The 17,683-nt window shown below is 70.4% G+C and carries 16 protein-coding genes and 1 rRNA gene; 12 read left to right on the forward strand and 5 right to left on the reverse strand.

The window, feature by feature from the left end:
* The first annotated feature begins 65 nt into the window (after positions 1 to 65).
* Positions 66 to 182, forward strand: a 5S ribosomal RNA gene (gene rrf / locus J1792_RS07895).
* A 75-nt stretch (positions 183 to 257) separates the two neighbouring features.
* Here rrf and J1792_RS07900 read toward each other — a convergent pair.
* Positions 258 to 1,235 carry a hydroxyacid dehydrogenase gene (locus J1792_RS07900; protein WP_372446077.1) on the reverse strand — a complete coding sequence of 326 codons (978 nt, stop codon included), beginning with the start codon at positions 1,233 to 1,235 and terminating at the stop codon, positions 258 to 260.
* A gap of 32 nt (positions 1,236 to 1,267) precedes the next feature.
* On the opposite strand from J1792_RS07900, the gene J1792_RS07905 reads away from it, so the two are divergent.
* The 3 genes from J1792_RS07905 to J1792_RS07915 all read left to right on the forward strand — a co-directional run bounded on the left by J1792_RS07905 (position 1,268) and on the right by J1792_RS07915 (position 4,611).
* Positions 1,268 to 2,455, forward strand: coding sequence for a sensor histidine kinase (locus J1792_RS07905; RefSeq protein WP_242705383.1), 1,188 nt, complete (start codon positions 1,268 to 1,270; stop codon positions 2,453 to 2,455).
* Positions 2,452 to 3,105 carry a response regulator transcription factor gene (locus J1792_RS07910; RefSeq protein WP_207246889.1) on the forward strand — a complete coding sequence of 218 codons (654 nt, stop codon included), beginning with the start codon at positions 2,452 to 2,454 and terminating at the stop codon, positions 3,103 to 3,105. Before J1792_RS07905 ends, J1792_RS07910 begins: the two co-directional genes overlap by 4 nt.
* Positions 3,106 to 3,282: 177 nt before the next feature.
* Complete coding sequence (locus J1792_RS07915) at positions 3,283 to 4,611, forward strand: serine hydrolase domain-containing protein (RefSeq protein ID WP_086573519.1); 1,329 nt, start codon at positions 3,283 to 3,285, stop codon at positions 4,609 to 4,611.
* Between the two features lie 26 nt (positions 4,612 to 4,637).
* Here the strand turns inward: J1792_RS07915 and J1792_RS07920 are convergent, their stop codons facing one another.
* Genes J1792_RS07920 through J1792_RS35720 form a run of 4 tightly spaced genes read right to left on the reverse strand, consistent with a single transcriptional unit; the run spans position 4,638 to position 8,099 of the window.
* Positions 4,638 to 6,248 (reverse strand): PQQ-binding-like beta-propeller repeat protein, encoded by a 1,611-nt coding sequence (locus J1792_RS07920; protein ID WP_207246890.1) that lies wholly within the window; start codon positions 6,246 to 6,248, stop codon positions 4,638 to 4,640.
* Positions 6,245 to 6,871, reverse strand: a complete 627-nt coding sequence (locus tag J1792_RS07925; protein WP_143587579.1) for a hypothetical protein — start codon at positions 6,869 to 6,871, stop codon at positions 6,245 to 6,247. Before J1792_RS07925 ends, J1792_RS07920 begins: the two co-directional genes overlap by 4 nt.
* Positions 6,868 to 7,887 carry a C40 family peptidase gene (locus J1792_RS07930; RefSeq protein WP_086567082.1) on the reverse strand — a complete coding sequence of 340 codons (1,020 nt, stop codon included), beginning with the start codon at positions 7,885 to 7,887 and terminating at the stop codon, positions 6,868 to 6,870. The genes J1792_RS07925 and J1792_RS07930 overlap by 4 nt, the downstream gene beginning before the upstream one ends.
* 5 nt (positions 7,888 to 7,892) lie before the next feature.
* Positions 7,893 to 8,099: a helix-turn-helix domain-containing protein gene (locus J1792_RS35720; protein WP_372446091.1), complete on the reverse strand. Its 207-nt coding sequence runs from the start codon at positions 8,097 to 8,099 to the stop codon at positions 7,893 to 7,895.
* Positions 8,100 to 8,306: 207 nt separating this feature from the next.
* On the opposite strand from J1792_RS35720, the gene J1792_RS07940 reads away from it, so the two are divergent.
* The 8 genes from J1792_RS07940 to J1792_RS07975 all read left to right on the forward strand — a co-directional run bounded on the left by J1792_RS07940 (position 8,307) and on the right by J1792_RS07975 (position 17,675).
* Positions 8,307 to 9,530: a DUF6668 family protein gene (locus J1792_RS07940; protein WP_086567078.1), complete on the forward strand. Its 1,224-nt coding sequence runs from the start codon at positions 8,307 to 8,309 to the stop codon at positions 9,528 to 9,530.
* Positions 9,527 to 9,784 carry a hypothetical protein gene (locus J1792_RS07945; protein ID WP_086567077.1) on the forward strand — a complete coding sequence of 86 codons (258 nt, stop codon included), beginning with the start codon at positions 9,527 to 9,529 and terminating at the stop codon, positions 9,782 to 9,784. The genes J1792_RS07940 and J1792_RS07945 overlap by 4 nt, the downstream gene beginning before the upstream one ends.
* A gap of 41 nt (positions 9,785 to 9,825) precedes the next feature.
* Positions 9,826 to 10,599 (forward strand): DUF8175 domain-containg protein, encoded by a 774-nt coding sequence (locus J1792_RS07950; protein ID WP_086567075.1) that lies wholly within the window; start codon positions 9,826 to 9,828, stop codon positions 10,597 to 10,599.
* Entirely contained in the window at positions 10,599 to 12,032 is a 1,434-nt protein-coding gene (locus J1792_RS07955; RefSeq protein ID WP_207246892.1) for a hypothetical protein, read from the forward strand. The genes J1792_RS07950 and J1792_RS07955 overlap by 1 nt, the downstream gene beginning before the upstream one ends.
* Entirely contained in the window at positions 12,022 to 13,557 is a 1,536-nt protein-coding gene (locus tag J1792_RS07960) for an SCO6880 family protein (protein ID WP_143587578.1), read from the forward strand. The genes J1792_RS07955 and J1792_RS07960 overlap by 11 nt, the downstream gene beginning before the upstream one ends.
* A gap of 91 nt (positions 13,558 to 13,648) precedes the next feature.
* On the forward strand, positions 13,649 to 15,238 hold the full coding sequence (locus J1792_RS07965) for a putative type IV secretion/conjugal transfer ATPase (RefSeq protein ID WP_242645476.1): 1,590 nt from the start codon (positions 13,649 to 13,651) through the stop codon (positions 15,236 to 15,238).
* Entirely contained in the window at positions 15,235 to 17,064 is a 1,830-nt protein-coding gene (locus tag J1792_RS07970) for a type IV secretory system conjugative DNA transfer family protein (RefSeq protein WP_086567071.1), read from the forward strand. Before J1792_RS07965 ends, J1792_RS07970 begins: the two co-directional genes overlap by 4 nt.
* The gene (locus J1792_RS07975) at positions 17,061 to 17,675 is read left to right on the forward strand and encodes a hypothetical protein (protein WP_086567069.1); all 615 of its coding nucleotides are present in this window, start codon (positions 17,061 to 17,063) and stop codon (positions 17,673 to 17,675) included. Before J1792_RS07970 ends, J1792_RS07975 begins: the two co-directional genes overlap by 4 nt.
* Positions 17,676 to 17,683: the final 8 nt, after the last annotated feature.

Here is a 17,683-nt window from a genome sequence, read left to right on the forward strand (position 1 = left end):
GTCCACTGTGTTAGTTCTGAAGTAACGAACTCGCCTTGCTGGCTGGAGTTCTAACTTTATAGTGTTTCGGTGGTCATAGCGTTAGGGAAACGCCCGGTTACATTCCGAACCCGGAAGCTAAGCCTTTCAGCGCCGATGGTACTGCAGGGGGGACCCTGTGGGAGAGTAGGACGCCGCCGAACTCCTTTTGAAAGAAAGCCCTGGCAGGGTTCCCCTGCCAGGGCTTTCTTGCGTTTATGGCCTATATTCGCTGAAGCTCAGGCGAGCCGGTGAAGCTCACTGCCTTCCACCTGTCCCGACAGCGGCAATCCCCGTACCCAGCGCTCGATTTCCTCCACCACCCATGCTCCGAGCCGCCGCACCTCGCTTCCCTGGGCGCCCGCGATATGCGGCGTGACCATCACGTTGGGCAGTGCAAGCAGTGGATGGCCCTGCTCCAGCGGCTCGGGTTCGGTGACGTCCAGGAAGGCGTCCAGCCGGCCGGAAGCGCATTCCCGGGTCAGAGCGCCCGTATCGATGAGCGAGCCCCGTGCCGTATTGACGACCGTGCCGCCGTCCGGGATCAGAGCGAGGCGTTCGGCGTTCAGTAGGTGTCGCGTTTCGGGGAGTTCTGGAGCGTGCAGCGTAATGATCGCGCTCTTTCCGCACAGTGTCTCGAGGTCCACTGAGCCCACCGCGTAGGGGTCGTGCAGCAGAATCCGGTACCCGGCATCCGATGCGCGCAGCCGGTCCATTACTTTCCGGCCGATGCGCGAGGCTCCGACGACGCCGATCGTCAGACCGTCGCCACCGCGACGCTTACGGAAGCCGGGCCAGCCGTCGCGGCCGTGTGCCTTATAGACGGCGCCTGTGGCGAGGGCCCTTTTCGCCGCGAGAGTGATCAAGGCGAAGGCATAATCGCTCACCGGCCCCGCATTGGCTTCGGCGGCCGACGAGACGACGATGCCCCGTTCCCACACCGCCGGTGTGACCAGCCCCTTGACGGACCCCGCGGCATGGAAGACCGCACGCAACCGAGGTGCTGCCGCGAGGAATTCCTCGGTCAGGACCGGACTTCCCCACCCGGTGATGAGAAGGTCGGCTCGAGCCAATCTCGCCGGCCCTTCCCGTGCCACGGATCCACCCGGCTCGGTGAGTTCCTCGAGCCGCTCGCGCAGATCCCGCGGGAGAACGGCTGCCGCCGTCTCCGGATCCAGCGCCGTCACCACCATCGGTCCGCCATTGCTCACGCGCACCCACATGCCCGTCCCTGGAGAGAGAAAACACCGTGCCCGCGTCCCTCATACACAGACTCCGGGCGGTCGGCCCCCGGACCGTCGACGCGATCATCACCGGCGTCGTCCAGGCGGCGGTGACGATCCCGTTCGTCGTGCCGCGCGCGGCGGACGTACCGCCCGCCACCTGGTCGTCGTACGCGATGACGTCCCTGTCAGTTCTGCCTCTGCTGTGGCGGAGCCGCGCGCCGCTGACCGTTCTGCTGTTGATCACCGCGGCGGGGATCGCGTATCTCCCCTTTGACGGGCCCGGGCAGCCGATGCCCTACAGCCCGCTCGTCGCGCTCTTCACCGTCGCCGCCCAGGCGGGGCTGTGGCAGCGGCGGGTCACGGTGGTGATCGGTCTGCCGCTCGTCGCCGTGGCCGTGGCCTTCCGTACGAACACCGCGCGCGAGTATCTCTTCGCCTTCTTCCTTTTCGGCATGGTCTACGTCCTCGGCGTGCTGGCCCGTACCCGCCAGGCGTACACCGAGGCGGTGGAACTGCGCGCGGCCGAGCTGGAGAAGGCGCGGCAGGCGGAGGTGGAGCGGGCGGCCGAGCGGGAACGGGCGCGGATCGCGCGTGAGATGCACGACGTTCTCTCCCATGCCGTCAGCCTGATGATCGTCCAGGCGGAGGCCGGGCCTCTCGTCGTACGGTCGGACCCCGACCGCGCGGAGGCCGCCTTCGACGCCATAGCGGGCGCCGGCCGTGACGCGATGGTGCAGCTGCGACGGATGCTCGGGGTGTTGAAGGAGGAGCCGGGCCCGGCCGCCCGTACCCCGCAGCCGACTCTCGCCGGCCTCGAGGACCTGGTCGCCGACGTGCGGCGCACCGGCCTGGCCGTCACCCTCACCGCCAAGGGCACGCCCCAGCCCCTGGCGGCCGATGCCCAGGTGACGGTCTATCGAGTGGTCCAGGAAGCGCTGACGAACGTGCTCAAGCATGCCGACGCCACCTTGGTGTCCGTGCGTCTCGCCTGGGCGCCCGGGCGTCTGACCGTCGAGGTGGAGAACGACGGGGAGGGCGCGACGCTCCCGTCGGCCGTCGCCGGGAGCGGACGAGGACTGATCGGTATCCGGGAGCGAGCGGCGGCCCACGGGGGGACGGCGACGGCCGGTCCCGGCCCGGAGGGGCGCGGGTACCGCGTTGCGGTCGAGCTGCCCGTCGTGATCTCCTCACCGGCGGAGGTGGGGAGTTGACGATCCGTGTGGTGGTGGCCGACGACCAGGAGCTGGTGCGCGGCGGCTTCGCGATGATCCTGGGGGCGCAGCCCGACATCGAGGTGGTGGCCGAGGCCGGCGACGGCGTCGAGGCCGTGGAGGCCGTGCGGCGGTATGCGCCCGATGTGGTCCTGCTCGACATCCGGATGCCCCGCATGGACGGCATCGAGGCGGCTCGCGTGGTGTGTGCGGAGACGGACACGAAGGTCGTCATGCTGACCACCTTCGACCAGGACGACTACGTCTACGAGGCGCTGCACGCCGGCGCGAGCGGCTTCCTGCTCAAGGACGTGCGCCGGGACGATCTGGTGCACGCGGTACGGGTGGTGGTCGTCGGCGACTCGCTGCTGGCGCCGCCGGTCGCGCGGCGGTTGGTCGCGGACTTCACCAGCCGTGGGCAGGTGGGCGCGGGTCCGGAGCTCGCGACGCTCACCGCACGCGAGCGCGAGACGCTCGTCCTGCTCGGGCGGGGCCTGTCGAACGCGGAGATCGCCGCCGAGATGGTGGTCAGCGAGCACACGGTGAAGACGCACGTGAGCAATGTGCTGTCGAAGCTGGGCCTGCGGGACCGCATCCAGGCGGTCATCTGCGCGTACGAAAGCGGGCTGATCGCTCCGGGTGCGCGCTGAGCGGTCCGAGGCGCGGCCCGATGAGCGGAGTGCTCGTCGGACTCACTCGTGGGATCCCTCGTGCGGGGGAGTACGGCGGTTGACAAGACCACTCGCGTCGGCGATTCGCCGGAGCGCGCCGGAATCCAGGATGGAACACGTCAGCAGTGATCCGCTCGAGTTCCGGGGGAAGCCGCCATGCCTCACCACCACCGCCACCATCTCCACCTCCGCCGGCGTCCCGCCATCGCCGTGATCGCGACCGCCGTCGCCGCCCTGTGCGTCGGGGCGGTCGCCCCGGCAGTCGCCGTCGTTCCGTCCGGCACTGCGCAGAACGCCTCGCAGTGCACCTCGAAGAGCGCCGGGCAGGCGTCGTTCTCGACCACGGCCGCTGGTGACGTGCCGACCGGTGCCGTGTCCGCCGATACCGAGGCCGTACGGAAGGCCATGCGCGAGGCCATAGCGGGGCTGCCGGACGCGGACACCGCCACCGCCGCTCATGTCCGGCTGGGCGGGGAGGACGGCAGATGGCAGACCACCTCGGGCGTGACCGACATCCGTACGCAGCGCGCGCCGAAGGGGGATGAGCGGTTCCGCGCGGGCAGCGTCACCAAGGCGTTCACGGCGGCGGCCGTGCTGCAGCTGGTCCACGAGCGGAAGGTCGACCTGGACGGGACGGTGCAGCACTACCTGCCGGGTCTGCTGCCCGCCGCATACCCGGACGTGAAGGTCAGGCACCTGCTGAACTACACCAGCGGACTGCCGAGCGCCGATGACGACCAGGGCGACTTCCCGGAGCAGCTCAAGGGCCGGTACACGACGTGGGACCACCGCACGATGGTGCAGCGCGGCTTCCACAAGCCCATGGAGTTCACGCCGGGCACCTGCCAGCACTACTCCAACATCGGCTACAACGTGCTCGGTCTGCTGATCGAGAAGGTGACCGGTCACTCGTACGAGAAGGAGGTACGGGACCGGGTCATCAACCGCGCCGGGCTCAAGGAGACCTACAGTCCCGGCAACGACCCCCGCATCCACGGCCGGCACCTGCGTGGCTATCAGCAGGACAAGGGAACGCTGGTCGACGTCACCGACTGGAACCAGTCGGTGACCTGGGCCTCCGGCGACCTCGTCACCACCGCCCCGGACCTGGAGCGCTTCACCACCGCCCTCTTCAACGGGCGCATCGTCCCGCGACCCGAGCTGGAGCTGATGTTCACGGTGCCCAAGGTGTCCGTGTACGGCGATGACACGGCGGAGGCGAAGTACTCCAGCGGCCTGAGCACCGACAGGCTCCCGGACGGCACGGTCGTCTGGGGGAAGACGGGTGGCCGCTTCGGCTACCTGAGCGGCTTCGCCGCCACCCGGAATCTCTCCCGCACCATCGTCTACTCGGTCGCCTCCACGCACGCGAAGGGCCCGGAGAAGAAGATGGACCCGACCGTCGTCAAGATAATCACCGCCTTCGCGGCGAAGGCGGATACCAAGGCGGACGCCAAGGCTGAGGTCGCGGAGCGGCGGAAGTAACCCGAGGGGTTCCCTCCGCCGCAGGGTCAGGACGTGCCCTGGCCGGGCGGTTCCGGTGCCGCGACCTGTCCCGAGCCGTCCGGGGCGGGCTGCTGGTCCCCGTTGGTGCTGGGGGTGAGCGCGTACAGCAGCTTCTCGCCGAGCTTGTCGGCGACGACGAGGGCGCGCTTGGCGGACACGCCGAGCGGGATCGCCACGTCCTTGCTGTTCATCACGACGTCGGCGCCCGTGGTCAGGGTGTGCCAGCGCTGCTGCGGGTCGACGGCGTAGATGCGCCCGGCGGCGGCGCTCCTGGGGGTCGCGCCCGTGACCTCGCGGCTGCTGCCGCGCTGGGTGTCCAGGAGGAGCGGGCCGACGGCGACGAGCGGGCCGGCGGCGCGCACGGTCAGGGTGCCGGGGTCCTTTGCGGCCTTGCCGGTCGCCAGGGGCTTGCCCGTGGCGGCGTCGTAGGCGGTGGCCCAGGTGGTGTCGTCCTTCTTCCAGACACCGACCAGCCGTCCGCCGTCCACGCCGAGCACGGTGTTGAGCTGGGCCTTGTCGGCGGGGGACTTCATCTCCAGGCCCTTGTCCGGCTGCTTGCCGGGGGCCAGGCGCCACCAGTGGCCGGACGGGTCGGCGGCCAGGACCGTCTGCTGGTCGGCGGCCAGGGCGGTGGTGCGTACGGGCAGGTCGACGTTCTGGACCTTGCCGTCGGCGATGACGGCGGCCGTGGCGTCGCGGAGCGAGATCAGGGGGGAGGGGCCCAGGAACGTCACGGTGCCGGAGTTGGGGATGTTGACGCTGTGGTGGGGGTGCTCGTCGCCGTCGATGCCCCAGTAGTGCAGGGCCTGACCGGTGGAGACGGCGACGACGCGCCGGCCGTCGATCCGGGTGAAGACCAGGCTGCCGGAGGCGTCGTTGGGGACGCCCGCGGACCACTTGGTCACCCCGGATGCCCCGTCGAGCACGACGAGCTGGCCCTTGTCGGTGACCGCGGCGATCGTGCCGTCCTCGTCGACCGCCGGGCCGATCTGCCCGCTGATCTTCAGGGCCCAGGCGGCCCGCGTCGTCCAGCCGTCGGGGGCCGGGCGCGGGAGGTTGGCCGGCGGGGGAGGCGTCGGCTTGGCAGACGGGGTGGTGGCGACGGAGTGCGGGGCCGTGTCGGGATCACCGCCGCCGCCCGAGAAGACGACGACGCCGCCGAGCACGATGACGCCCAGGAAGGCGCCCATCGCGATCAGACCCTTGGCCTGCGACTTCCCCTCCTGGCTTCGGCCGTTCGCACCCTTCGCGCCCGGTGCGCTCTTCCCGCCCCGGGGGGTGTCGCTCTTGGCCGTGGCCGCCGCCGGGCGGGGGCGGCGCTTGCCGCGCCGGCCGCCCGCGGCCTCGACGGCCAGCGCCTCGACGGTTCCGTCGGGGTGCACGATCAGGGGGAAGCTGGTGCCGTCGGCCTCCACGGCCGTCACCCGGATGGCGCGGCCGAGGCGGGCGTAGCGCTCGGCGACGTTCTTGACCGCCCACTGGCGGGCGTCGGCGCCGTCAAGGCCCGGAGGCAGGGGCAGTACGGCCCCGTCGACCTCGACGGTGCCCTGGCCGGTGAGGCGTACGACGGGGGCGGGCCAGTCGGGGACGGTGCTGGGATCGGTGCCGGTCGTCACTTGGCCACTCGCATCGTGTCGGCTTTCCACGGTTGGTCTTTGTCGGTGCGGGTCAGGTGGATCCACGTCACCCAGGTGTCGGTCGGGCCCTTCCAGTCGTCCCGGCCGAGCGTCTTCACCGTGACCTCGAACTGGCGGAAGGCCTCGGTGTCAAGGTCCATCTGCTGGTCGTCGTAGGCGCGTTTGGCGGTGGCGGTGGTGTAGCCGTGATGCTCGGCCATGGTCCGCCAGGCGGCGTCGGGCTGAGCCAGCGGCTGTGCGTTCGCAACGTCCTTGGCGAGGGAGTCGGCCAGCCATTGCGTGGTGCGGCGCTGGGCGTCGGAGGGGCTGGTGTCGAGGTCGGTGTCGAAGGTCCAGTCGGTCACCGCGATCGCCTCGGCGACGGCGGTGGCGTCCTTCTCGTCGACGCCCTGGGGCAGGCCCGCCTTGGGGGTGCCCTCCTTGCCCTTGGGGAGGGGCTTGGGCGGAGAGTAGGTGGCGTTGGGGCGCGCGGTGGGCGGGGGAGTGGAGGGTTTGGCGGTGGCGCCGGAGTCCTTGGGGGTGTTGTCGCTTCCGCAGGCGGTCAATGCGACAGCCATGGTGGTGCTCGTCACGACCACGGCCCAACGGGATCGTTTGCTCATGCCATTCTCCTGACATCCCACGGGAACTGTGTCCAGTACGGGGCCAGGTCGACGATCTCGACCGTCTTCCCCGGCCTGGGGGCATGCATCATCTGCCCGCGGCCGATGTAGAGGCCGACATGGCCCCAGTTGCCGTCGTTGTTGATGACGATGACGTCGCCCGGCTGCATCGCCTCAGGGGTGGAGGGTACGGATCTGCCGGCGCCGCGCTGGGTCTGCGAGGTACGCGGAATCTCGACGCGTCCGCCGGTGCCGGCGAAGACGGCGTACTGGGTGAGTCCGGAGCAGTCGAAGCCGCCGCCGGTGGGGCCGTGGCTTCCGCCGCCGCCCCAGATGTAAGGGAGACCGAGGGCCCGGCGCGCGGCAGCGACGATGCTGCCTCCGACGCCACTCGAAGGAACGTTTCCGCCGCCGCTCAGGGATCCCTGGTATTTCGAGGCGCTCTGGAGGATGGAGGCCACGTAGCTCTGGGTCTCGTGGTACGGCGGCATGCCGTGGAACTGGGTGACGCGGAACGGACCGGCGTTGTAGCCGGCGAGCGTCATCGCGACGATGTCGCCCCTGACGTTCCCGCTTGCTATCTCGGGTGCCAGGTCCTTGGCGATCGCGCAGTCGTAGGTGCCCTGCGACATGATCGCGTCGAACGGGTTGAACGGGTTGGCGACGCCGTCGCCGTCACCGTCCACGCCGTAGGCGCGCCATGTGTCCGGGATGAACTGGCTCAGGCCCTTCGCGTTGGCGGGCGAGACGGCGTCGGGCTTCCAGGAGCTCTCGGCTTCGATCTGGGCGGCGATGATGGCCGGGGGTATCTGTGGACAGATGGCCCCGGCCTTCAATATCCATGAGACGTACTGGGACGGCACGGAACCGTCCTTCAGGCCGCCGCCGACGCTCCCCCAGCCGCCACCGCCGCCGCCCACTCCACAGCCGGCCAGAACCAGGCTCAGCACTATCGCCCAGCCCGCCCGAGCCTTACGGCGCAGACGCATCCTCACGACCCCCCGTTCGAATGCCATGTCATCTAGGTGTATTTAGTCGACTTGCTTGAATCGTTCGAAATGGTGGGGGTGTTGCGTTGTGAATGCAGGTATTCGCGCAACTCTTCCCGCCAGATCCGCCATTCCTGCTTTGGCCCGATTTGGAACCCTGGGATGTGGTTGTCCCCTAACCACCTGACCAGGGTCGAAGCCTCGACTCGCAGAACATCTGCAACCTCTCGGGGCTTCATGACGTCCGGATACTTTGCCAGCGGATCTCCGTAGGCGCTCGGCCGCTCCACCCAACCTCCCCCCGGGCGATCCTCCGGTCGAGGAAGATCGCACGCTATCAACTACTGTTCGCCGCTGTTCGAATTTATGGCACACATTGACGACTGCTCAGGTACTGTAAACCTCCGCGATCCAGCCTGGTGACCGCGGAGAGGGGGAAAACGGGGATGGCGGACGAGATACCGAACCTTTGGGTCACACCACAGGCGACCGCCGAGCCCGAGTCCGTGGCGCAGCACCAGCAGTTCGCCGCGCACCAGGCGGCCGGTCCGACGGTGCCGCCGCCGGTCCCGAGCCGGCGTCAGCTCGGTTCGGTCCAGGCCCCTCAGACGCAGCTCGGCACACTGCCGATGCGGCCCGCCCAGGGTGTGCTCTGGTGGGCGCTCGGCGTGCACGGGGGTGCCGGTGTCTCGACGCTGCTGCGCACCGTCGGTGGTGGTGGCGACGCCCAGCGACGCTGGCCGGACATCCATGGCGCGGTGTCGGGCGTCCATGTCGTGCTGGTGGCGCGGGCGGACGCGCACGGACTGGCCGCCGCTCAGGCCGCGTTGCAGGAGTGGCACTCGGGGCAGGCCCCGGCGAGCACGAATGTCGTGGGCCTGGTGCTCATGGCCGACGCGCCGACCAAGCCTCCGCGTTCGGTCCGCGACCGGATACGGGTGCTGACCGGCGCCGTTCCGCAGAGCTGGCAGGTGCCGTGGGTCGAGGAGTGGCGCGAGGGCGGCAAGGCGCGGAAGCGCGTCAAGGAGCTCGAAGTCCTTGAACAAACGTTGCTGCAACTCCCGCCGCCGCACATCACCCTGGCCCTGCCGCCCGGCCCGTCGGCCACCGAACGCACCGCCCGCCCGTCCGTGACCGAGCGCACCGCCGACCCGTCGGCCGGATACGTGCCCGGTCCGATGCCGGGCCCGGCGCCGACACCCGCGCCCGCGCAGCCGGTCGTGCCCCACAGCAACCCTGGTGATTACTACCTGCCGCAGCCGGGCACGCAGCAGCCTGCGTCGCAGCCGGCTCAGCAGGCCCGCCCGGTGTACCAGCCGCAGCCCATGCCTCAGCACCAACAGGCCTACCAGGGCCCACCGGTGCAGCAGGTGCACCAGGCTCAGCCGACGCACCAGGCCCAGCAGCCGCATCAGGCTCATCCCGTACAGCCCGGCCCGGCCGTGCCCCCGGCGCAGCCCGCGCCGGCCGTGTATGTGCCGCAGCCGATGCCGCCGGTGCAGCCCGCACAGCAGGCGCACCCCCAACAGCCCCAGCATCCACTGTCCTCGGCACCCCCGGCGCGTACCGCGCCGCCCGCGGCCGACGAGGCCGTGCTGCCTCCACCGGACCCGGCGACCCGCCTGGGCGCCTGGCCCGCCAACAACCCGACCTCGGAAGGAAAGCGTTGAACGACAAGATCGCCCTGGCCCTCGGCTCCTGCCCGCCCGGCGCCTGCAGCAAGATCACGACCATCGGTTCCTGGATCACCTACCTCGCGGCCTGGGCCGCCGGTGTCGCGTTCGTGATCTCCGGCGCGATCCTGTGCTGGGCCTACTTCTCGGGCCACGGCTCGTCCCGCGCGATGAAGGCGCTGGGCGGCGCCTGCGGCGGCAGCATCGTCATCTCGGCCGCGTCCGCCCTGGCCAACGCGCTGCTGGCGTAGGCGGCACCGAGCGTTTTCCTCAGGGGGAGTTCTGAGTTCAGATGGCTGACAGGAACGACGGACAGGACAAGGGCAAGCTCGGCGGCACCCTGTTCATCACAAGCGCCGTGTTCATCCTTTTGGTGGTCGTCATGGGTGTTTTCGTGGCCGTCACCGGTGGCGATGACGACACCAAGGGAGCCGACAGCGCCGCTTCGAAGACGCCCGCCACGCCGGCGGCGCCCGCTACCGGGGGCGGCAGCGTTTCGTCGTCCGCGCCGCAGAAGCCCGCGGACGGCAGCTGCACGCCCACCGACACCGACACCACAGTGCCCACGGTGGCTCCCAAGGACGTCACCTGGGAGATCGTCAACTCTGCGGTGCTGCCGCGCTCGAAGAGCGCGGGGCCGATGAAGTTCGACGGCCTGACAGCCAGCTGTTACGCGCACACCCCGCGGGGTGCGCTGATGGCGTCCATCAACGGTCACTACCGCAGCATCGTCGCGCTGCCGGACAGCAAGCCGATGAAGGAGATGCTGCTCCCCGGTCCCGGCCGCGACAAGCTGCTGGAAGGCGCGAAGCAGATCACGCAGCCTGTTCCCACCGGCGACCTGGCGCAGCTCGCCGGTTTTCAGATGGTGACGTACACCCCGGAGACCGCGGTCGTGTCCCTGGTCAACGGGGAGGCGGCAGGCCGCACGCTGAAGGTCTTCCAGGTGACGGTGCGCTGGGCGGACGGGGACTGGAAGGTGGTTCCCGCCGACGACGGCCATCTGACGTCGTCGAGCAACGCCATCAGTGACATGACCGGCTACACCCAGTTCAGGGGGCTGTGATGCCGAGTTTGAATCCCTGCGACTGGAAGTACGTCGAGTCCGGCTGCAAGAAGGTCAAGGAAGTCGTCAGCGGCGCGGCCGACGCGGTCACCGACGCCGTCGGCGGCGTGGTCGGCGGCTTCGTCGAAGACCTGCTGAAGATGTTCGCCGCGGGCCTCGGCAAGATCGTCGCCGCCATGACCTCGTTCTGGGTCTACGCTCCGACTCCCGGTGTGGCCTCGACGGACAGCGAGGGTAAGCCGATCAATCCGACCGGGGCCGCCGATGTGGCCAAGTGGCTGGCTGATCACACCCTGTGGCTCACCCTCATCCTCACCGTCATGTCCCTGACGTTCGCCGGAGTCAAAATGGCGATCGAGCTTCGGGGATCCGGTGACCAGCTGCGCAACATCGCTCAGGGCATGATCAAGCTGGTGCTGCTCAACGGCACCTTCACCCTGGGTGTGCAGCTCGCCATCGAGGCGGGTGACTCCTACAGCAAGTGGATCATCAAGGAGTCGCTCGGCGGGGATGCCGACGCGAAACTGGGTGCCGCTGTCGCGGCGATCGGCGGACTGTCCGGTGCTCTCGGCGGGCCGGTCGTGCCGCTGCTGCTGGTGATCGTCTGCGTCTGCGCCTCCCTGCTGCAGCTCATCCTCATGTACTTCCGCGCCGCCATCCTGGTGCTGCTCGCCGGAACCATCGCGATCCCGGCCGCGACCGCGTTCACCAGCATGGGCTCGCGGTGGCTCAGCCGCTGGCTGACCTGGGTGCTGGCGTTCCTGTGCCTCAAGCCCGCCGCCGCGACCATCTACGCGGCTGCCTACCGGCTCCTGGGCTCGGGCGTCGACAAGGACCTCGGGTCCGGCATCACGGGCTTCGTCCTGCTGGCCGGTGCCGTGGCCGTGCTGCCCGCGCTGCTCAAGCTCTTCCAGCCGGCCGGTGTCGCCATGGCCGGTGGCGGCGGCTTCGGCGGCGGTGGCGGGGGCGGCGACAGCAGCTCCTCGAGCTCCTCCGGCAAGGGCCCCTCGGGCTCCTCCTCGTCCCCGTCCGGTGGCCAGGCGTCGTCCGGCGGAGGTTCGCCGAGCGGTGCCGGACAGGCCGGTCTGTCCGGAGGGTCGTCCGGCATCTCGGGTGGCGGTGGCCTCGGTGGCAGCGCCTCCGGTGCCGCGGGCGGATCCGCCGGTGGCATGGGCGGAGGCGCGGGTGCCGGAGCCGGTGCGGGCGCTGCCGCGGGTGGTGGCGGCGCGGCCGCCGGAGCCGGTGCGGGTGCCGGTGCGGGCGCGGGTGCCGCGGCCGGTGCCGGTGCGGGTGCCGCGGGTGGTCCCGTCGGTGCGGCGGCCGTGGTCGCCAAGAAGGCGGTCGACACCGCCAAGGCACAGATGATCAACGGCCTGAACGATTCTGCAGCAGGCATGCACCAGGAACTGGACGGAGGCCCCAGTGGCTCCTGAAGTGCAGCAACTTCGCACTTACGGCAACTTCCGGCGGCCCCGTTCGGCCGGCCTCGGCGGCCTGGGGCTCATCCCCACCGCGGTGCTGTTCGTGTTCCTCGCCATCGCGGGCACCCTGGCACCGCTCGACATGGTGCTCGCCCTGATAGTGGCGCTCGTCGGTGCCGTCGTGCTCGTACCGCTCGCCGTGCGCGACCGGTACGGGCGGCACCTGGGCACGCTGATGTATTCGCGCCTCGCGTGGGGCGTGGGAGTGATGAAAGGTCAGAACGTGTACCGCTCCGGAGTGCTCTCCAAGGTCCCCGGCGGCAAGTCGCTGCTGCCGGGCCTGGCGATGGCCAGTGACATGTACGAGGCCACGGACGGCCTCGGCCGTCCCTTCGGGATGATCCACTACCACGAGGTGGAGCACTACGCGGTCACGATCGCCTGCAGCTCTCAGGGTGGCAGCCTCGTCGACCAGGGCGACATCGACTCGTGGGTCGCCAACTGGGGCCAGTTCATGCGCACCATGAGCGGCGAGCCCAGCCTCGTCGGCTTCCAGGTCGTCGTCGAGGTGGCCCCGGACAGCGGCGAGAAGCTGCACAACGAGATCACCCACCAAGCCTCGGACACCGCCTCGCGGCTCGCCCGCCAGGTGATGGCCGACATCGACCGCGACTACCCGTCCGGCTCGCCGACCATCAACACCTACCTGTCGCTGGTGTACGACGCCTCCTCGGCGATCGGCCGCAGCAAGCGGGCCGCCAGCGACATGGCCGTCGAGATCGGCCGCCGTCTGCCGTCGCTGACCGCGCGCCTGGCCACCACGGGCGCCGGGGCGTGCGCGCCGCTGTCGGCGACGGAGATCGCCGAGGTCGTGCGCACGGCCTACGAGCCGGGGGTCTCCCAGCTCATCGACCAGGCGCGCGCCGCCGGCCGGGACTCGGGGCTGACCTGGTCGCAGGCCGGTCCGACGACGCACGTCGCCAAGTCCAAGTCGTACTGGCACGACGGCGCCACCAGCGTCACCTGGATGATGGGCGAGGCCCCGCGCGGCGAGGTCTTCTCCGACGTGCTGCGCAACCTGCTCTCCGCCCACGGCGACATCGACCGCAAGCGGGTCAGCCTCATCTACCGCCCGCACTCGCCGGCCGAGGCCGCCACCATCGCCGACCGGGACTTCCGCGCGGCCCGCAGCCGTACGGAGACCACCCGCAACGGCCAGGCCCACGCCGAGGCCGAGTACATCGCCGCCGCCCAGACCCGCCAGGAGGAGGCCCGCGGCGCGGGCCTGACCCTCTTCGGCATGGTCGTCACGGCCACCGTGCTCGACAACGACGACGCGGACGAGCGGAACGGCGAGGGCGGCGGCAAGAGCCGGATGCAGGCCGCCGAGGTGGCCGTCGAGAACCTCTCGGCACCCGCCCGCATCGCCCTGCGCTACGCCTGGGGCAGCCAGGACGCCGGATTTCTCGCCGCCCTGCCGATCGGCGTGATCCTTCCGGAGCACATGACGATGAAGCTGCCGAAGACGCTCAAGTGACGTCGAAGAGGCAGTCGAAGTAGCAGAGCACGAAGTACGAAGTCGCGAAGTACGGGAACGACGTGCAGGTACGCAAAGGGGGAGTGCGCTGATGTTCCGGCGCTCGAAGAAGTCCGACGAGGTGGCCGGAACCGGCTCCGGCGCAATGGCCGGCGGCCCGGTGCTGAGCGGCCGCAACTGGGGCCAGGTGCCCCGCATCGGCAGCCGCGGCATGCACGGGGAGGGCGGTGGGCGTGTCTCCTATCTGGACATTCCCACCGAATACCGCGGCACCAGCCGCCAGGTGTGCGGCCTGTGGCCGTACGTCGTCGGCGCGGGCACCCCCATGGTGGGGGTGCCCCTGGGCCGCAACATCATCACCGGGGCGACCCTGTGCTGCGACCCCATCGCATGGTTCGAGCGGGCCAACCTGATCTCCAACCCGTCGATGTTCACCCTGGCCAAGCCGGGTCTGGGCAAGTCCACGATCAACCGGCGCATGATCGTCGGACTGGACTTCCGGGGCACCGTCTCGCTCGTACCCGGCGACACCAAGGGCGAGTACACCGCCCTGATGCGTGCCCTGGGCGGCCAGGTCATCCAGCTGGGCCGCGGCATGGGCGCGCTCAACCCGCTGGACCTGGGCGAGATGGGCTCGGCCGCCTCCCGGCTCGTCGGCAGCGCCCGGCACAGCCTCCTGCAGGAGGCCACCGGCCGCCGTTCCACCATGGTCGCCGCGCTCATCGCGATCGTCCGCAAGTCGCTGATCACCGGTGACGAGGAGGCCCTCCTCGGCCGCGCCATCGAGCTGCTCGACGACACCGACCTCGGCCGCCCGCCGATCCTGGGCGACCTCGCGCAGCTGCTCAAGGACGGCCCCGAGGCGCTGCGCCGCATGGTGCTGGCCGACGGCAACGACGACAAGTACCGGCTCGCCATCGAGCCGCTGCTCAAGTCGCTGATGTCGCTGGTCGAGGGCCCGCTCGCCAACACCTTCAACCGCCAGACCAGCGAGCGCCTCTCGCTGGACCGGCCGGTCTCCATCGACCTGTCCTCCATCCCGGCCAGCGAGAAGACGCTCGAGGGCGCCGTCCTGCTGACCTGCTGGGCCGAGGCGTTCGCCTCCATCGAGGCCCACGACCGGCTCACCGCCGCGGGGCTCGAGCCGCGCCGGAACTTCTTCCTCGTCCTGGACGAGCTCTGGCGCATCCTGCGCGCCGGCGTCGGCCTCGTCGACCGCGTCGACGAGCTCACCCGACTCAACCGCCAGATCGGCATCGGTCAGTCGATGACCACCCACTCCACCGCCGACCTGCTCTCCCTGCCCAACCCGGAGGACCGCGAGAAGGCCAAGGGCTTCGTCGAGCGAAGCGGCATGGTGTTCCTGGGCGGCCTGCCGCGCGCGGAGATGGACTCGCTGAACGCGATCGTCCCGCTCTCCAGCCGCGAGCGCGAGCTCATCGTGGAATGGTCCATCCCGCCGGGCATCGACAACAAGACCGGTAAGGAGATGCCGCCGCCCGGCCGAGGAAAGTTCCTGGTCAAGGCCGGCGCCAACGCCGGTATCCCGATCCAGACCGCCCTCACCCAGGCCGAGATCAAGCTCAACGACACCAACGAGCGCTGGGCCAACCGCATCGCCGACGACGACGAGCCGGCCGCCGGCCTCCGGGGCATGCCCGCGGCGGGAGCGAAGCGATGAGCCCACTGAAGGCGCGCGGCCCCGGCCGGAACAGCTCCGGCCCGGCTCTCGCACTCGCCGGCATCGGAGCCCTCCTGCTGCTCATCGGCGGCAGCTACGTCGCCCTGGTCGGCGCCCAGTGGTGGGCCACCGGCACCTGGGAGGCCGTGGGCCCCTTCACGCCGCTGTTCGGCCTGGCCACCGGCGACTGGCACTGGACGACCGCCGCCACCGTGATCGTCCTCCTCGAGCTGGCCGTGGTGGCCGGCATCGCCCTCGTGGCCGTACGGGGCGTCTGGCAGAGCTGGCGCGCCGGCGTGTCGAAGAAGTCCAGCAACGACGCCGCCCACCGCATGACCACCCGCCGTGACCAGGTCGCCCTCCAGGCGGCCGCCGAGCGCACGGCCCAGCGCCTGTCGATCGACACCGCCGAGCCCGGCATCCGCATGGGCCGCTCCGTGACGACCGGGCAGCGCGTCTACGCGCCGTGGGAGTACCTGCACCTGACGATCGCCGGTCCCGGCCGCCACAAGTCCGTGGCGCAGGTGATCCCCGCGATCCTCAGCGCCCCCGGCGCCTGCGTGGCCTCCTCCAACAAGAACGACATCGTCACCCTCACCCGCCTCGCCCGTTCCTACAAGGGCAACACCTGGGTCTTCGACCCGCAGCAGATCGCCGAGGAACCGGCGACCTGGTGGTGGAACCCGCTGCGCCAGATCCGCACCCTCTCGGACGCCGAAGAGCTGATGAGCACCCTGGTCGACGCGGGCAAGGACGCCGAGGCCAAGGCCCGCTCCGACGGCTTCTTCGACCCCAAGGGCCAGCAGCTGCTGAGCTGGTGCCTGCTGGCCGCGGCCCTCGACGGGCAGCAGATGACCAACGTCTACCTCTGGCTCGCCGACTCGCAGAACTCCGAGCCCGACGAGATCCTGCGCGCCCACGGCGCCACGGTCGCCGCGACCGGCCTGGAGACGATGCGGCGCCTGCCGGACAAGACCCGCGAGTCCATCTTCGCGACCGCCGAGATCTTCGTCCGCTGGCTGACGAACGACCAGATCACCCGATGGGTGACCTGCCGGCCGGAGGAGCTCGCCACGCGCCGCGAGTTCCGCCCGGACGAGTTCGTGCTGTCCACCGACACCATCTACCTCCTCTCCCGCAAGGGCGTCGGCTCGGCGGCCCCGCTGACCACCGCCCTGTCCGCCGCGATCCTCACCACCGCCGACCGCACGTCCGAGAAGATCCCGGGCGGACGGCTCAACCCGCCGCTGCTGGCCGCCCTGGACGAGGTCGCCAACACCTGCCGCTGGAGCCAGCTGCCCGACCTCTACACCCACTACCGTTCCAAGGGCATCATCGTCATGGCCTGGCTGCAGTCCTGGGCCCAGGGCGTCGACACCTTCGGCGAGTTCGGCATGAAGACGCTGTGGGACGCGGCCGCGTGCAAGACGTACGGCGGTGGCTCGTCCGACACCGACGGCCTGCTGAAGAAGGTCTCCGAACTCGTCGGCCAGTGGGAGGCCCCGCAGACCACCCGCAACAGGGACAGCCGCTCGTTCGTCGGCAGCCAGTCGACCTCCGAGACCACCCGCCTCGAGGACATCCTGTCCGTCGCCGACCTGGCGGCCCTGCCCGAGCGCCGGATGGTCGTCATGATGCACGGCATCCGCCCGATGATCATCGAGGCCGAGCCGTACTGGGAGACCGACCAGGGCGCCATCGTCGACGAGTCGAAGCGGCTGTACGGGGCCCAGGCCGCGCCGGTGATCCCGCAGGTGCCGGCCGCGGCACCTCCCGTACCGCCCGGACCCCCCGGACCGCCCTTCCCCATGGAGAAGCAGCTGTGAGCGAGGAAGTGACGATCGGCGGCCTCGAGGCCCAGCTGATCGAGGTGGTCGACCTCGTCAGCCAGATCGCCGACCAGGACTACGACCGCGCCCGGCGGCTCGAAGAAATGATCAACGGGCTGCAGGAGCAGTTCGACGAGCTGAGGAGCGGGGGCGGAGGCGGGGCGGCCGCGTTCTCCCCGCAAGCCGGCGGCGGCGCCGGAGCAGGCACCGGGGACGGCGCCGAGGGCTCCCCACAGCCGCGCCCCTGGGCCGTCCGCGCCACGGCGGCCGAGTGGACGGAACTCGCCGACTGGGTCGACTGGCTGCAGAACTACTACCAGCTCAAGGGCGAGAACCAGATAGCCGTCTGCTGGCCGCAGCACGGCGGGGCGATCGAGGAGCTGGCCGGGCTCCACTCGTCCTGGAAGGCCGCGATGCTCGCCGACGAGCGGGCTGAGGGCACGGGCGACCAGTCCGGTTACTGGCACGACCGCAGCCTGTGGGACACGCTGGGCCGCGTCAGCCGGGCCGTCCCCAACGCCTGCCGCAACACCGGCCACACGGCGGCGCGCCCGCTGCCGGTCACGGACCGCGGCATGCTGCCGCAGCCGGTGCCGCAGCCGCGGTGACGTGACCA

The sequence above is a fragment of the Streptomyces triculaminicus genome (assembly GCF_017349075.1).
Lineage (GTDB): Bacteria > Actinomycetota > Actinomycetes > Streptomycetales > Streptomycetaceae > Streptomyces > Streptomyces triculaminicus.

What these genes read in the sequence shown, in the direction of transcription:
- J1792_RS07915 (WP_086573519.1), top strand. Translation starts at nt 3,283, where the DNA reads ATGCCTCACCACCACCGCCACCATCTCCACCTCCGCCGGCGTCCCGCC.
- J1792_RS07925 (WP_143587579.1), bottom strand. Translation starts at nt 6,871, where the DNA reads ATGAGCAAACGATCCCGTTGGGCCGTGGTCGTGACGAGCACCACCATG.
- J1792_RS07930 (WP_086567082.1), bottom strand. Translation starts at nt 7,887, where the DNA reads ATGGCATTCGAACGGGGGGTCGTGAGGATGCGTCTGCGCCGTAAGGCT.
- J1792_RS35720 (WP_372446091.1), bottom strand. Translation starts at nt 8,099, where the DNA reads ATGAAGCCCCGAGAGGTTGCAGATGTTCTGCGAGTCGAGGCTTCGACC.
- J1792_RS07940 (WP_086567078.1), top strand. Translation starts at nt 8,307, where the DNA reads ATGGCGGACGAGATACCGAACCTTTGGGTCACACCACAGGCGACCGCC.
- J1792_RS07950 (WP_086567075.1), top strand. Translation starts at nt 9,826, where the DNA reads ATGGCTGACAGGAACGACGGACAGGACAAGGGCAAGCTCGGCGGCACC.
- J1792_RS07955 (WP_207246892.1), top strand. Translation starts at nt 10,599, where the DNA reads ATGCCGAGTTTGAATCCCTGCGACTGGAAGTACGTCGAGTCCGGCTGC.
- J1792_RS07965 (WP_242645476.1), top strand. Translation starts at nt 13,649, where the DNA reads ATGTTCCGGCGCTCGAAGAAGTCCGACGAGGTGGCCGGAACCGGCTCC.
- J1792_RS07970 (WP_086567071.1), top strand. Translation starts at nt 15,235, where the DNA reads ATGAGCCCACTGAAGGCGCGCGGCCCCGGCCGGAACAGCTCCGGCCCG.